Origin of the sequence: Dyadobacter chenwenxiniae, assembly GCF_022869785.1 — a bacterium.
Lineage (GTDB): Bacteria > Bacteroidota > Bacteroidia > Cytophagales > Spirosomataceae > Dyadobacter > Dyadobacter chenwenxiniae.
The window spans coordinates 3,927,966-3,942,389 of record NZ_CP094997.1; the positions used below are offsets into that span (position 1 = coordinate 3,927,966).

The following is a 14,424-nucleotide window of genomic DNA, read 5'->3' on the forward strand; positions in this document are numbered from 1 at the left end:
GACTATTTCAGGCTATATTGGGAGCCAGATACAAAAAGGGATTTATCTAATTTGTAAAACACCTTTTCCCCGCGGTTACTTACGTCCAAAATACCCATGTCATAGGTTCCCGGAACGAGGTCATCCTGCCTGAAAAGTGTATTGAAGCCGGTTTTGTAATAATGTCCTTTTGTGAGAATTTCCTTGCGCGCATCTACCTTCGGATTGGCATTCATGAGATGGATAACGCCTGTTTTCTGATCCCTCAAAACCATAAACCGGTCGCCTGCCAGTCCCTTTCTTTCGGGGAGCGCATTGCTGGCGACAAAGTAATAGGTAAGATGCTCAACGCCGTCCCGGATCATCCGTTCCAGCTTCCAGTCTTCCACATAAAGCTGGTAATCCCTGGCTGCTTTGCCGTTCGCATTTAACATCGAATCCAGCTGGTTCCGCTCTACAATGGGTTTTGGTAAATGAAAAAATCCTTTTTCATAGCCTGGGATCAGGTAAAAGCTTCCGTTTCTGATGATTGTCTTTTCAACCGAAAACATATTGCGGTTCGTTTTCCAATTGTAAACATCGGCCAGATAGGTCGTTCTTTTGATCGCGACGGTTCCGGTAAATTTGTAGTAAGAATAAACGCAGTAGAAAATGCTTAGTGCGGTAATGCTGTAAAAAACGGCTTTTCTGCGAAAAATGGAAGTATAGTCCAGCAGCAGAATGTAGAAGATAACAGTGGACAGCGACGCATATATCTGAAACCGGCTTGCAATTGTGCTGCCCGCCCAGGAGCGGAAAAGTGCGATCACCGTGCTCGTTATAAAGATGAATGCGAACAAGGTAAGCAACTCGACCGTTCCGGGCTTAATGTTTACCGGTTTGTTGAAATATATCGCCGCCACACGCCAGACGATGTAAACCATAAATGCAATGATTATCGCTCCCCAAACCGCCGAGAAAAACACCGGAAAAGCCCAGAGTGACATTGCCGAACCAATAAAGCCGAAAAGGGAAGAGAAAAACACAACCAGGTCCTTCGGCAAGTTAACAGCCTGACCCGACTCGTAACCGGCCAGATAAATGACCAGACACAGGATCATGAATACCCCGGAAATAATAGCCCTTTTAAAGTCCCTGAAACAGAGAAAGTAAAATATGATCGCCGGGAAGGACAAAATACCGTTACCATGCGTGAAAGTGGCCAGAAAACAGCAAAGCATAGCTCCATAAAGCGCCAGATTGGTCCGTCGCGAAGCCAGAATGATAGCGGTTACGGTAAACGCCGTCAGAAACGAATGCTGCATCCCGTTCAATGCCCAGCCCGAGACGTCGTAGTAAAGCGGCTGAAAATACAGAAATGCGGCAGGAATGAAATAATAGAGCGGCAGCCGGGTCTTTTTGTATTGAAGATAAATGAAATAGAAAATGTAAGTAATGTTGATGGAAACCAGCGTGATATAAAACCGGAAATTGAGATGACCGGTCAAGGTGTACTCAATCAGGGAAATCAGACGGGGAACAACCGCTTTATGGTCGTTGAATGTGCGGAAAAGTTCGGTAATGAGCCCGGAAACCCCAAGCCCGCCCTGCGAAACAACCTCAATGAACTGGATTAATAGAAAATCGTCCTGATACGGAAAATTGACGGAGTAATAGTAGTTGTAAAATAAGTATACAAGAATGACCAAGCATATAACGATACCCGAGAGAAATCGTAACTTCATATTAAGCAAAAGTAGTTTGAATTGATTGCCCGGGCTTATCCTTTAACCCAGCATTTACTGATTCAAAACTAAACCTTTAAAACCGGATTTATAAATTTAGCCTGCTTTTTTACGCATCGGCAAATCTGGTTTGCTATAAGCTGCTACACAAAAAAGGAGCGAAGTTGATCTCCGCTCCTTTTGATAAATAATCTGTCTCTTTCTTTAATTCACAACAACTTTGTGCCTGACCTGCGTAGCGCCGTAGCCGACATTAAGAACGTATAAACCGGGCGTAAGTTTTGCTTTTGCTCTTACTGTCAGCTTGTCCGGCCCGTCCTGTTCAGTCATTACGGGTACATTCCTTCCTGTAATGTCGTTAAGCGTGATTTTTGGTGCTGTGCCGGTGTATTGCAATGAGATAATGCCTGCGGTTACCGGATTTGGATACAATGTAACCCTATCCAATGTTTCAAATCCGGCGGAAATGATTTTTGAATAAGCAAATGTGTTATCCTGATCCACCATTTTCAGGCGGTAGAGGTTTTCACCGGATAATGGATGTGGGTGGATAAAGTTGTAGGTTTTTAAAACCTTACCTTCCGAGAAAGCGGCCACCTCTCCTATTTTTGTCCACTGTTTTCCGTCAACGCCATGTTGTATTTCAAAATGGTCGCTGTTCGTTTCTTCGGAGGTCTGCCAGTCGAGCGACACCGCATTTTCCTGTTTCTTGCCGCTGAAATTTACCAATGTTACCGGCAGCTGCCCCGCATTGTGCGCAGAAATATAGAATGTTGAAAATCCATTCACATCAAACCGGATCCTCCATAAATTCAAGGTTGCATCCCATTGAATGTCATTGTCGTTCGGGTCAATGGTCACGTCCGGGTTCCCGGCGGTCATATCGCCGCGCCACTGCAGAATGCGAAGATTAGCCTTGCTGGCATTATCTGAGCTGTTTTTGGGCAATGACTCCGAACTTACTGCATTGAATGCGTTAAGCTCGTCCTGGCTCACATATAAGGTAACATTAGCGTTGCCCGGATTCGTACCACCCGGAACCAGCTTGAAGTGACGCTGTACAAGCGGCTGGTCGCCGTGAACGGTCACCTGCGGGTCCACGGTCACGGTGGCCGTAAATTTATCATTTCCATTGGTTAACCCATTACCCTTCACCGTTCCGATCAGCTTACAACCGGAACCGGTTAAATGAAAGTATTTACCGTCTGGAATGATGGAGGCTGATTGCTGGCCATTTGAAGCCAGTGACAAATCTTTGTACGAACAGCCCGGCTGAACCACATTGTTCTGCATTACAAAGCTGACAGGCTTGCCTCCTCCGTTATCAAATGTGCTTCTCCATTTCTTGTAAGCTTCGCAGTCGTTCGCGTAGCTGTCGCGCTGGGTGTAGCAACCGTCGTTATCGATCATGCTGGAAAGTGTAAAGTTATCGGAACTGGTCGCGGTCGGCGTGGTAACGGTTTTGTCTTTCACCCACTGCGAGGTCAGCGATTTCAGCGTATTCACCGCTTCCGGGTTTTTCAGCAAATTTTCGAAATAAAACAGGGTCACGATCTGGGCTCCGTGCGTATAGCTTTCTGTTGTCAGGTTGACGATCGACTGTGTGCCTGTAACGTAAGCAGCTTCATTTACATAGATTTTGCCGGGCAGATTGGACCGCAACAGGTCAATGGCAAAACGGTGATCATAAAATATGTCATCATTGATTTTTACCCCATCCAGGTCCGCACCGATTTCATTGAATGCGAGCGTACCGCGTGACCGGGAAAGCTTATCGTAAACGGACCCGTGGTGTGCCAGCACTTTGATATTGGGATCAATGCCTTTAACCGTGTTTTTGAAAAGGTTATTGGCTTCCTTCAAGACCAGCGTCCGGAATGCAAACCAATCCGTTCCGTCCGGGCCGGTAAATGTAGTGTTTGAAGGTCTTTTAGGGCCTACACTGTTAAACGATGCGTGATTGGTGCCCCATGCTGAGTTCAGATATTCAATATGTCCATACTTGCCTTTGAGCCAGTTTCTGTAAGCATTGGTCATGGGCTGCGAGTAGTCAGTTAATGCGGCGCCCATGTCCAACGGCTGCTCATAATGGTATTTTGTAGAGCCCATTTCGAATTCACCCTCGCCCTGGCGAGAATATATCAAGCTCACGTACAGCAGGTTATTTTGATCCTGCACATACTTATAGCGCTGAATCACCTTTTGTGTAAATGCCGTGATCCGGTCACGCGTAGATTGCGCAGCCAGCGAGGTCATTACAAACTGGAGGTTGATGTTGGGCCGGATAGGGCCGCCTTGTTTTTGAAAAACAGCTTCCTGACCATCGTAGTTGGCCACCATTACGCGGTCTTCCTTTTTCCAGCCATCACCGGTGTCAACCCCGTAACGGTCAGAAATCCCGTTGGTGACGTCATCCCCTGTGCTGACAGCAATATTGATTGCGACTTTCATCCCCAAGCGAGGTCGCCAGGTTGATCTGGTCATCATACTGTTTCCAGACGTTATAGTTTTGTCCGTTCTCCGATTTCAGGATCCGGGAAATCTTGCCTTCAATGGTTCCCCATTGTATCGTAAGGGCCACCGCATTGCAGCCAACGTCCTTGGCTGCCTGTATTGTTGTCAAGGATGGGCTGTCGTTTTCATTAACCAAGGAAACTGCGAAATAGCGAGGTTGCTGTGCCGACGAAACGAGTGGGATAAGGAATAGGGAAAAAGAAAAGAATAGTGAGCTAATCTGCCAATTTACGAATATACGTTTTTTCATATTTTACAATCACCTACCAGTTACAAATTATTCGATCCGTAAATATAAATAATTCTACTATACGGCTATATCTTTTTTATTTTTTCGCATTTTTCGGAAAAAATAATACTATATCAACATTTAAATGAATAATAGGGCGGTTTGATTGACTAATCGGCGAATAAAAGACTGTGAGCGCAATAATGTATTTTTTTACGCAGCGGGTCCGGCTAAGGATTCGGACATAAAAAAAAGGATATTTTCTGGGTCAGAAAATATCCTTTTGGCATTGTATCCAGACTGGTTTTACATCTTTTCCAGCGGGTGTTCTTTCAGCAATTGTTCCGGCGAATAGAAGTCCTTCTTGCTCTCAGTAGCCGCCCGGACCTGTTTGACTTTGTCCGGCATAATCGCCGCACCCTTATTCCCAAACGAATTACGGACATACGTTAAAACTGCCGCCATTTCCTCATCGTTAAGCAATCCGGCAAACGGCGTCATCGGCACTTGCCCCGGATATTTCTGGCCATTAACCTCGATGGGCCCTAATAAACCTTTCAAAGCCAGCTTAATTAGCCTTTCATCATTGCCCAGCACCCATTTTGTGCCGGTAAGCGGAGGAAAGCCGGAGGCTGTAAGTCCCTTTCCATCGGGCTGATGGCACGTTGCACAATAACCTTCTTTGGCATAAATGGTTTTCCCCAAAGTATAAAGTTCAAGTGCTTTACCTTTCAGCTCCGATTGCGTCACTTCCTGCTTTTCCTTCTTCATATTTTGCCCGTTAAGATGCGCCAGGGCTCCTTCGTAAGCGTGAATCGTCCAATCGTCCAAAGGCAATTTTTTCGCCTCGGCGAGTACCGCAAGGCCTTTTTCCTTTTCAATCCACGAAGCTGCGACGATAGCAACAAGCCTTACACGGCTATTTTCATCGCGCGCAGCCTGCATCAGCAACTCAGCCTGGTCCGGCACCTGGTGGCCTGTATAACGCACGACTTGTACCGCTGCGGCGCGTGCATGATAATCTTTTGCTTTCAAAACCTGCTTCAACAGCTTTTGATCTACCTTATCCAGCCCCCAGCTCACCCACAAAGCTTCCAGCAAATGATGTTCGTACCGCGGATCTTTCTTATCCAATGCAGCAGTCCAAGCAGTTATTTTAGGCAAAACCTGTGATGCATCACGTCCGCGTAATTCACGCCTCGTACGATAACGCGTGCGATATTCCGGTAATTTCAGGTTTTCAAGCAGTTCATCAATGCTGGCATCCGCAACCTTGGCCGGTTTAACCAAGGGTCTCGAAGGATATGTTACGCGGTAAACGCGGCCGTGCGAATGATCTCGCAAGGGATCACGGGCGTTGTGCTGCATGTGCCCGATAAGGATGTTATGCCAGTCGATCAGGTAAAGCGAGCCATCCGGCGCAAACTCCATGTCTACCGGACGGAAGTTACGGTCTTCGCTCACGATGAGGTCCGTACGGTGCGTGCTTTTGTAGCCGGTGCCGTCATCTTTCAATGTGTGTTCCTTGGTTCCGAGGAAACCAATGGTATTATTGATTAAAAAATCACCCTGCAATTCATCCGGAAAATGGCGGCTCGAAACGAATTCGAGTCCCGAAGTCGGCCTTACCCGATGCTTTTCTTCGATGAGCTGGACCGATTTATGGCTGGCTTCTCCATAGCGTGGCAAGATGGAGCCCGGCATCATCCAGCGCACATCGGGACTGGAAGTTTCGGCAAAAAATGGCTGTCCCCAGTCGTCAAATGCAATTCCCCAAGGATTAGGGATAGAAAGCTGTGCAGTGCGCTCCAACTTTTTAAGTTGCGGTGCGTATCTGTAAAAACCACCATTCGTAGCGCGAACCGGGCCATAAGAAGTCTCCACATTGGTATGCAAAAACACCCCTTCACCCGAATAAATCGCACCCGATGGGTCCACCGTAAATGCGTGGCTGTTGTGGTGCGTGTCATGATCGTCGAAACCGCTCAGCAGGATCTCACTTTTATCTGCTTTATCATCGCCGTTGGTGTCTGCGAAAAATTTCAGGTTTGTTCCTTGCGAAACATAAACGCCTTCTGGGGCAATTTCAAAGCCAAGCGGCAAATGCAGTCCGTCTGCAAAAACAGTTTGCTTATCTGCTTTTCCGTCACCATTGGTATCTTCCAGGATAATAATCTTATCATTTGGCTTGCTGTCCCCGGGCTTGTAGTGCGGATAACTTGGCATCGTCGCGATCCAAAGGCGGCCTTTGTTGTCGAAGGACATTTGCATTGGTTTTGCCAGATCAAGAAATTCCTCTTCGGATGCAAAAAGCTCAATTTTATAGCCTTCCGGCACTTTCAGCTTGGCTAGCGCGTCTTTCCCATACAAATATTCGAGACTTCCGTTCTTTTCAGGATTGAAGTTGGTTTTAACGGGAGGCAGTGGTTTGGTGTTTTTGTCGGCAGCGGCAAGGTCCGTTTTCTGGCCTTTCGATGCAGCCAGCCAGATCGCCTTGTCCCGAATGTCGGTCATCTCCCTGATTTTTTCGATCTCGGCAGGATAATTATCCGGTCCGAAAGGATTATAACGACGGCCATAAACGTGCACACCGTTTGGAATTTTATAATCGTTGTGCCACATCCAGTTTTTCTCATCCACCGCATCCTTAACCAACTTCCGGTTCGCTTCCGCTTTTGGCGATGCTTTGCCAAAAACCTGATCAGCAAGCAACAAACCCAGTTTTTTGTAGCCAGCCTCATTGAACTGTGACCCATCAATGGTCAGATCGTCTTTGCTTTCGGCATACCATTGTTTTGAAGGCGTGAATGCGTCAACAAAAAGCACATTGTTTTTCTCCGCAATCTCTCTCATTCCCTTTGTGTAAAGCGCAAGGTTTTCGTTTTCCTTTTTGCCATTAGGAAGGTCGAATTTGGCCGAAAGGTCCTCGAACGCAATCGGCGAAACAATGGCCAGTTGCGGCGCAGTGGCACCATTATATTTCTGGCTCAATGTATGTTTGATAAATGCATCGAGTTCCGCTTTGTAGTTTTCAAGACCCTCTTTTCCTTGAAATGACTCATTGTAACCAAAAAAAGCAATGATAACGTCTGTTTTCAAACGCGTTAGCCACTGGTCCGGCGTGTCGAAATGCCCTTCACTTTGCGATGGGTTGGCCAGCTCAGTCTGGAATTTTTCTGCTCCCGGAAACGCCCAGGGTGAATTGCGGCTTGCGTGCGGCCGGAAACCCGGCGTGTCGCCCCCGTCGCACATATTACGGATATAGAGCATGTCCTCGGGATAGCGAACCTGCAATTCCGTCTCAAAATTGTCGTAGTTCATCATTCTGGAACCCAGATTGTTTCCCAGCAAAACAATGCGGGAGCCTTTCTTGATGGGGATGGATGCAGATTGATTGAATTTAAAAGCACTGAAGGCGATAATGATCAGTCCGAATACTACAAGCGATATGTGTATACTGGTTTTTCTGGGTTTAGACATTTCGGTTGTTAAACTTTAAGTGGGGATTCAGGATATATTTTTTCAATTATTTCGCTTCTCGATACTGAACATTAATGTCCATTTTGCCCTTCCATTTTGGGATTTTTAAACCCAACTCCCAATGTATAGCGTTGACAACCAACCTCTGAAATGATTCGATTTTAAAATCGTCCGGATGGCCTAAAGTGGTCATGAAGATTTTAGCACCAAACGAATTCGTCCCTGTCCAGGCAACCGGATTTTCGATCGCTTCATGCTCCGGATCGACCGCTTTGCCCATTAATAATAATGTAGAACCTTTGGTTGGATAATCCGGAAGGACTCTGTAAAGCCACGATCTGGCATGAAATGGCGTGGTAACACCTGTCAGGATCGGGTTTTTGGCTTGGTTCGGAATCGCAGTAACGTCTGTGCTGCTTGTATGCCCGTAATGCGTATGCTTCGCTGCGCCGCCCCAGCCCGGAGGCGAATTCAGCGCAAATTCACCGAATGCATTCCATTTTTCATTTTCACTTCCTTTGGGATAATTGAATGCGTGAGTGGTTGTGCGGAAGCCCATTAACGGCTTTTTGGTTTTGAGATAAGCATCAATATGCGCGAGCTGTTCCTTAGGAAGTTGTCGCCAGCGAAGATAGAAAACGGCAAGGTCCGCGTCCTTCAACGCTTCGAGACCGGGAATGTCGTTTTCGCTGTTAGGGCCGGGATAGGCTTTCAGGACAATGGTTCTCATGCCATAATTTTTTTCCAGCTCGGCGGCGATGAGCGGCAGTGTTTCCTCTCCGCTATACTCGTGGTCACCCGTTACAAACACGACGAGCGGTTTCTTGTCTTTTTTACTGGATTGGGCAAAACTTGCGTTCACAAGCAGGAAAACGCCAAATAACAATGCGATGGAAAAACAACGCTTACTTACATGCATGGTGAAGAGATTTAGGACTGAATCTGGACTGTAGTAATATAACGCAAATATTCCGGGAAACTACTGCCTTCCTATTGAAGACTGTTTCGTCCCATTTTTCCCTTACTTTTTTATAGAACTTTGCAACATGGGCAGTAAAAAGTAGAGCATACGCTCAAAAAGGGCTATTTAATAAAGCTAAACCCAACAGAAAAGGAGAATCGCGAGAGGTCCACGCTGTCGTCCTTGGATAGATGAAGCGTTTCGGTGTTGAATTCCGTTTTCCGTTGCATGCGGTAAACGGCGCCCATCATGGCGGCACCGGTGAGGTTAAGCGCGAATTTCTGGCTAAAACGATGTTCAAAACCCACGCTGACGCCCCAGCCCATTGTTTTGCCATTGAATGTGAATTGATTATCGTCTGCCCGCGTATGGTTGCGGTAAGGCTGATATCCCAGTAAAAGTGAAGTTAAAATGGCGTTCCTGGGATTTTTTGAGATCGCCCTGTGAATGATTTGTCCTCCCAAAAACTGAATTGTGACATCTTCCGTCAGCTCATTTCCCTGACTGGCTTTGCTCTGATAGCGATCATACTTCATCCCAAAACCAACCTTTTTCCAGGGAAAGTAAGCGACATCGCCTCCATAGGAAATGCCCGATTTGAGATCTTTAATATAACGATCCCTCTCCGCGCTGATTTTTCGCCCCGACCTGAAAACCCGCTTTCCATAACCTCCATTGACGCCAAACTTCCACCTGGAATCGGCGGCAGACAACTCCGTTTTAGCGGTTTCCTGTGCGTGCAAGCGCATGCTTGTGAGGCAAGTGAGCAGCAGCAAAATGATCGTTATGTTCTTCATTACGCGAGTAAACCTGAGTGCCGGGTTCCCCAAAACTACTGATTTAGCAGCAAAAATTGGCGGTCAATGCTTCCGTATTTGTTAAATGGCTGGTTTTATGCCGTTTGTTTTCAATTTCTCAACAATAAAATTACCGATCGCCTTTCCCTGACTCTGGCCGTTTTCGATAGCATCTCGATAATGTATGCCGCCGTACAACCTGGAAATCGCAGCTTCCTCCGCCGCCTGCCTGAACGATTTGAAATCGCGCGTCGGCAAATCAAAAATCACTTCCGTATCATCGCGGAAAGCAAAATTATCACCCAAAAGATAGGTTAATGTTTCGGAAACCGCTGTGGAAATGACGCTATGTCCGCTGGTGTATTCGGGAAAAGGTGGTGTTTGCAACAGCGGTTGCCATTTTTGATCGATGTAACGCGTGATGACTGTCTCGGGCCTGACGCGGCTGCTGCGGTATTTTTCGTCCCAGCAACTGATGAAAGAGTCCATCAGCGTTGCGGCGGCCAGGGCGTGTATCATAATGCCCTTATCCAAGTCCAGCCCTGCTTTTGTGGTGGCAATGCTCGTAATGTTCATCCAATGTCCACCCGGACTTATTTTTTTAAAGCCGATGGACATATGCCCGGATGTATTGATTGCGAACGGGTTACAATCCCAGTAAGAAGCGATAAACCGCTCTTTTTCTGTCAAATTCCTGCCAACATGGTAGACTTCTTTTGAAAGCCTATAAAATTCGCTGGTGCTGTCTTTGCTGAATTCCACTGGTGGTTTGGGCAAAAACTGATTGCAGGAATCGATCATAATCGGCCGGATCGTTTTCCAGTGCGGCTCGATGCCCTCCATATACCCGGGGGGCGTCGGATACCAGTAACCGTCGCCTTTTTTGGGGCGGTAACGCAGTCTGGTGCTCAATTTCAGGTAACCATCGGTGTTGGCATTGGTCACAATTTTCTTCGCAACTTCCTGGGCGACAGCCATTGCGTCGTCAATGCTTTTTTGCGAATGCCCTTCCCGTAACAATGCAATGATCAGCTTTTTCTGGTCCTCTTCCAGCATATAACCCGATGGAAGGATGAGGCGCCCCGTTTCCAAAATGCAATACAGCGCCGCAATTTGGTAATTATAGCCCGGCGCGCCGGTAATCGCAAGGGGCGGAATGCTTGGTATGAACTTGGTTGGAGAAACGATTTGCTTGTTATGCTGTGCCACGATTTCGTAGGCGCCCATGAGGCAATGTGTGTAAAAACGGCTTGCCGCCGGCGGGTTCACCACGTCGTGGATCATGACCATGGTGATTGAGAAAACGGCTGGCTGCAAATGGGTCCGCAGCTCTGTCTTCGTTTTTTGTCCCACCGCGACCTCGCTCACCAGCAACATCAGAATTAAAAATATACGGATCACTTTGTTCTTTTATAAAATTGTAATGACTGGTTAAATGCGCCTATAACCAGACAAGGTTCATTGTGAATGTCAATCTGAATGCAGGATTTTACGTCGCCAACGACCGATAATCCCGAAAGCGGCTGGCTAATGTAAGTAAAACCACCTTTGCCGTCACCTGCCAGCACACAGCCGTAATTGGCGTCCATACTGCCGATTTTCAGCCTGTTATCTGTTTTGTTTCCCAATAAAAGCAAATCTGCTTTCCCATCCTTATTATAGTCGCCGGATGCAATCATGGTTACGGGTGCAAACTGTGCCTGTACAGGCAAGGGCTGTTTTTCAAATGTTCCGTTTTTATTTAAAAAGCATACGGAGCGCATTTCAGTCACTTCCAGCTTTGTCGCATTGGTCAGGTCTTCCGGTGAAAACATGTTAGTGATCGACGCATTTGCGTAATCCTTATAGTACGGGAATTTCTTGCGCATGGGATAGATCTGATCATTCAGCTCGTCGCGGCTTACAAATGGGTAGGATTTCCCCTGCACGTAAAAGCTGAAAAACGGATCAATGGAGCCGTTTTTGTCGAAATCTGCATAATATAGTTCTGCTGGCTCTTTCTCGGATGCTTTAATCTGCGTGTTCAGGCCTATATTCCCCGCCACGATGTCCAGCTTGCCATCCTGATCCAGATCGCTGATGTGTAAAGATGACCAGAAACCAGATTCTTCTTTTTTGAAAAACTTTAATGTGTTGTCTGTGAAATCATTGTTACTAAAGGAAAACACTTTCACGGGCATCATTTCACCGCACATGATCAGCTCAACATTGCCGTCCGCGTCCAGATCCGCCCATTGTGCGTCGGTTACCATGCCAATTTTGAAGAATGGCGAGTCTTTCACCTTATAATTTCCTTTTCCATCATTGATCAATAAATAGGAAACGGGCGTTTCGGGATAACGGCCGGGGATTATGCGGCCACCGACGAACAAGTCCTGATCGCCATCTTTATCAAAATCAAATGCGCGAACACAGGATTTGCTGCTGGATTTCAGGTTGGGGAGAGACAAAACAGAAAGGTTAAGCTTCCCTTTTCCGTCATTGAGATACATTTCATCTTGCAGTGAAATTGTATTTGGCTCAAACATGGAATAACCGCCCTTGGCCACATACAGATCATCAAAACCATCGCCATTGGCATCGAAAAAGATGGCAGAAGTGGCTGCGGAAATATTCTCGTCACCCACTGCGAAATCGGGCATTTCCTTGAATGTTCCATCCTTTTGCTGTAACCAGATTTTTGCCTGCTTATTCTGGTCGCCGCTTACAAAAACATCTTCCAAACCATCCTTATTCACATCACCTTTCGCCACGATCGGGCCGGTTTGTGAATACATGGACAACATTAAGGGCTGACGTTTGAAATCATTTTCATTAAAACCTTCGTGCTGGTAGGCAATGCTGCTGTTCTGTTTCTGAAAAATAGGCGCGGCGTGTTTTGTCATTAGCGGCTTAGCACTCGCTTTTCCTGATTTTTCCAGCACCAATAATTGATTGGCCTTAACATTTTCCAAAACCTCGATGGCGCCATCCGGCCAAATCACTTTTACGGAATCAATGGAAATCGCTTTTTCCAATCCGAAATGCAGCCGCGTAGGTGTGCACGACAAGTAACCGCGGTTGGGATTTACTTCCTGATATTGTTGCGTGCCTTTTGCAAAAACATAAACCTTCGCCCCGACTGCATTTTTATTAGCCGCATTATCTTTGAGCTTCATCTGAAACCACGCATTCCCGGCCTGTTCCTTGCTCATGTTCTGATACACGAAAGCGGGATCATTAATGTTGTTTACCACCAGGTCCAGGTCGCCGTCATTGTCCAGATCGGCGTAAATGGCTCCGCTAGAAACAGCAGGGTGCGCCATTCCCCACGGTTCCTGCATTTTGGTAAATGTAAGATCTTTGTTATTTCGGAAAATGTAGCTGGCCAGCTTGGTGGAAGGCATCGCCTTAATGAGGTCCATCAGCTGAAAAGGCTCTTTATCCACGGCCCTTCTGATCTTGTAATCGCCCCAATATTTGAGGAAATCCTTATTGGTATAATCCCTTAAATAACCATTGGAAACGAAAAGATCTTTAAAACCATCATTGTCGAAATCAGCGAGCAGCGGGGTCCAGCTCCAGTCCGTGTTGGAGACGCCGGAAAACTGGGCAATTTCGCTGAATGTGCCGTCGCCGTTGTTGAGCTGCAACATGTTACGCATGTATTGCTTGTGCAGTTTCTGGTTCATCATGAGCTCAAATGCTTCATAATTTTCCTGTAACTGCAATAATTTCTGACGCTGGTTATCTTCGGGAAGCATATCCAGCGACATGACGTCCGGCAGGCCGTCATTATTGAAATCCGCAATGTCAACGCCCATCGAAAACTGGGCTAAATGCCTGAAATACTGCTGGGTAACATCCGTAAATGTTCCATTTTTATTATTGATATATAAATAATCCGACTCGTTATAATCGTTGGTCACGTAAATGTCCTGCCAGCCGTCCTGGTTCACGTCCGCAATGGCCATGCCCAATCCGAATGTGAGCGGATACTGGTGAATGCCCGCTTTTTGGGTTACTTCTTCGAAATGATTCTTTTTGTTTTCAAATAATTTATTGCCTGCGAGCATATCCGTTTCCTGCTTGAACTTCGCGAGCTCCATATTGTCAATTTTCTTGACGCTATGGTTCAAAAGCATCATATCCAGGTCGCCGTCGTTGTCGTAGTCAAAAAATGCTGCTTGTGTGCTGTAACTGACATTATCTAGGCCATATTGAGCTGCCTGTTCTACAAATTTGAGGTTTCCCTGATTGATAAAAAGCTGGTTTTTACGCATTTCATCGGCTACTTTACCTGAGTAGCAAATGTAAATGTCCAGCAGGCCGTCGCCGTTCACATCGGCCATGGTCACGCCCGTTTTCCAGCCGCCCTTGCGCCCTTCCAGGCCTTTTCCGGCTGCATTGGTAATGTCTTTGAATTTTAAAGCCTGCCCTTTTGTGGCTCCCAGATTGAGATAGAGCTTGTTAGAGCCCATGTTGGAAGTGAAGAAAAGATCTTCGAAACCATCATTGTTAATGTCGCCCACCGCCACGCCGCCGCCATTGTAAAAGTATTCGTACGACATCACATTCTGCTTTTCATCCTCGATGATTATGTTGGAAAAAGCGATGCCCGTTTGCTTTGCTGGAAGAAGTTGGAACAATGGCTGCTGTGCCCTGACTGCGGCCAGATGCAGCGTCAGGAGCAATACAAAAACAAGGTAACGATGGCGCTTTTTTGTGAGCATTAAGCTGTTGTGCCTGATAAAGAGGAAG

The 14,424-nt window shown here is 46.6% G+C and carries 8 protein-coding genes; all 8 read right to left on the bottom strand.

Annotated elements, in window-relative coordinates:
• Positions 1-2 precede the first annotated feature (2 nt).
• Positions 3-1,703 (bottom strand): hypothetical protein, encoded by a 1,701-nt coding sequence (locus MUK70_RS16830; RefSeq protein WP_234653910.1) that lies wholly within the window; start codon positions 1,701-1,703, stop codon positions 3-5.
• A 204-nt stretch (positions 1,704-1,907) separates the two neighbouring features.
• Positions 1,908-4,154, bottom strand: coding sequence for a beta-galactosidase (locus MUK70_RS16835; RefSeq protein WP_244784419.1), 2,247 nt, complete (start codon positions 4,152-4,154; stop codon positions 1,908-1,910).
• Entirely contained in the window at positions 4,114-4,467 is a 354-nt protein-coding gene (locus MUK70_RS16840; RefSeq protein ID WP_244784421.1) for a hypothetical protein, read from the bottom strand. The genes MUK70_RS16835 and MUK70_RS16840 overlap by 41 nt, the downstream gene beginning before the upstream one ends.
• 285 nt (positions 4,468-4,752) lie before the next feature.
• A complete protein-coding gene (locus MUK70_RS16845; RefSeq protein ID WP_234653914.1) occupies positions 4,753-7,926 on the bottom strand; it encodes a PVC-type heme-binding CxxCH protein in 3,174 nt (1,057 codons plus the stop codon).
• 46 nt (positions 7,927-7,972) lie between these two features.
• Entirely contained in the window at positions 7,973-8,845 is an 873-nt protein-coding gene (locus MUK70_RS16850; RefSeq protein ID WP_234653916.1) for a ThuA domain-containing protein, read from the bottom strand.
• Positions 8,846-9,009: 164 nt separating this feature from the next.
• The gene (locus MUK70_RS16855) at positions 9,010-9,684 is read right to left on the bottom strand and encodes an outer membrane beta-barrel protein (protein WP_234653918.1); all 675 of its coding nucleotides are present in this window, start codon (positions 9,682-9,684) and stop codon (positions 9,010-9,012) included.
• An 81-nt stretch (positions 9,685-9,765) separates the two neighbouring features.
• The gene (locus MUK70_RS16860; RefSeq protein ID WP_310590004.1) at positions 9,766-11,085 is read right to left on the bottom strand and encodes a vanadium-dependent haloperoxidase; all 1,320 of its coding nucleotides are present in this window, start codon (positions 11,083-11,085) and stop codon (positions 9,766-9,768) included.
• Positions 11,082-14,396: a VCBS repeat-containing protein gene (locus MUK70_RS16865; RefSeq protein WP_234653920.1), complete on the bottom strand. Its 3,315-nt coding sequence runs from the start codon at positions 14,394-14,396 to the stop codon at positions 11,082-11,084. The genes MUK70_RS16860 and MUK70_RS16865 overlap by 4 nt, the downstream gene beginning before the upstream one ends.
• Positions 14,397-14,424: the final 28 nt, after the last annotated feature.

What these genes read in the sequence shown, in the direction of transcription:
- MUK70_RS16830 (WP_234653910.1), bottom strand. Translation starts at nt 1,703, where the DNA reads ATGAAGTTACGATTTCTCTCGGGTATCGTTATATGCTTGGTCATTCTT.
- MUK70_RS16835 (WP_244784419.1), bottom strand. Translation starts at nt 4,154, where the DNA reads ATGAAAGTCGCAATCAATATTGCTGTCAGCACAGGGGATGACGTCACC.
- MUK70_RS16840 (WP_244784421.1), bottom strand. Translation starts at nt 4,467, where the DNA reads ATGAAAAAACGTATATTCGTAAATTGGCAGATTAGCTCACTATTCTTT.
- MUK70_RS16845 (WP_234653914.1), bottom strand. Translation starts at nt 7,926, where the DNA reads ATGTCTAAACCCAGAAAAACCAGTATACACATATCGCTTGTAGTATTC.
- MUK70_RS16850 (WP_234653916.1), bottom strand. Translation starts at nt 8,845, where the DNA reads ATGCATGTAAGTAAGCGTTGTTTTTCCATCGCATTGTTATTTGGCGTT.
- MUK70_RS16855 (WP_234653918.1), bottom strand. Translation starts at nt 9,684, where the DNA reads ATGAAGAACATAACGATCATTTTGCTGCTGCTCACTTGCCTCACAAGC.
- MUK70_RS16865 (WP_234653920.1), bottom strand. Translation starts at nt 14,396, where the DNA reads ATGCTCACAAAAAAGCGCCATCGTTACCTTGTTTTTGTATTGCTCCTG.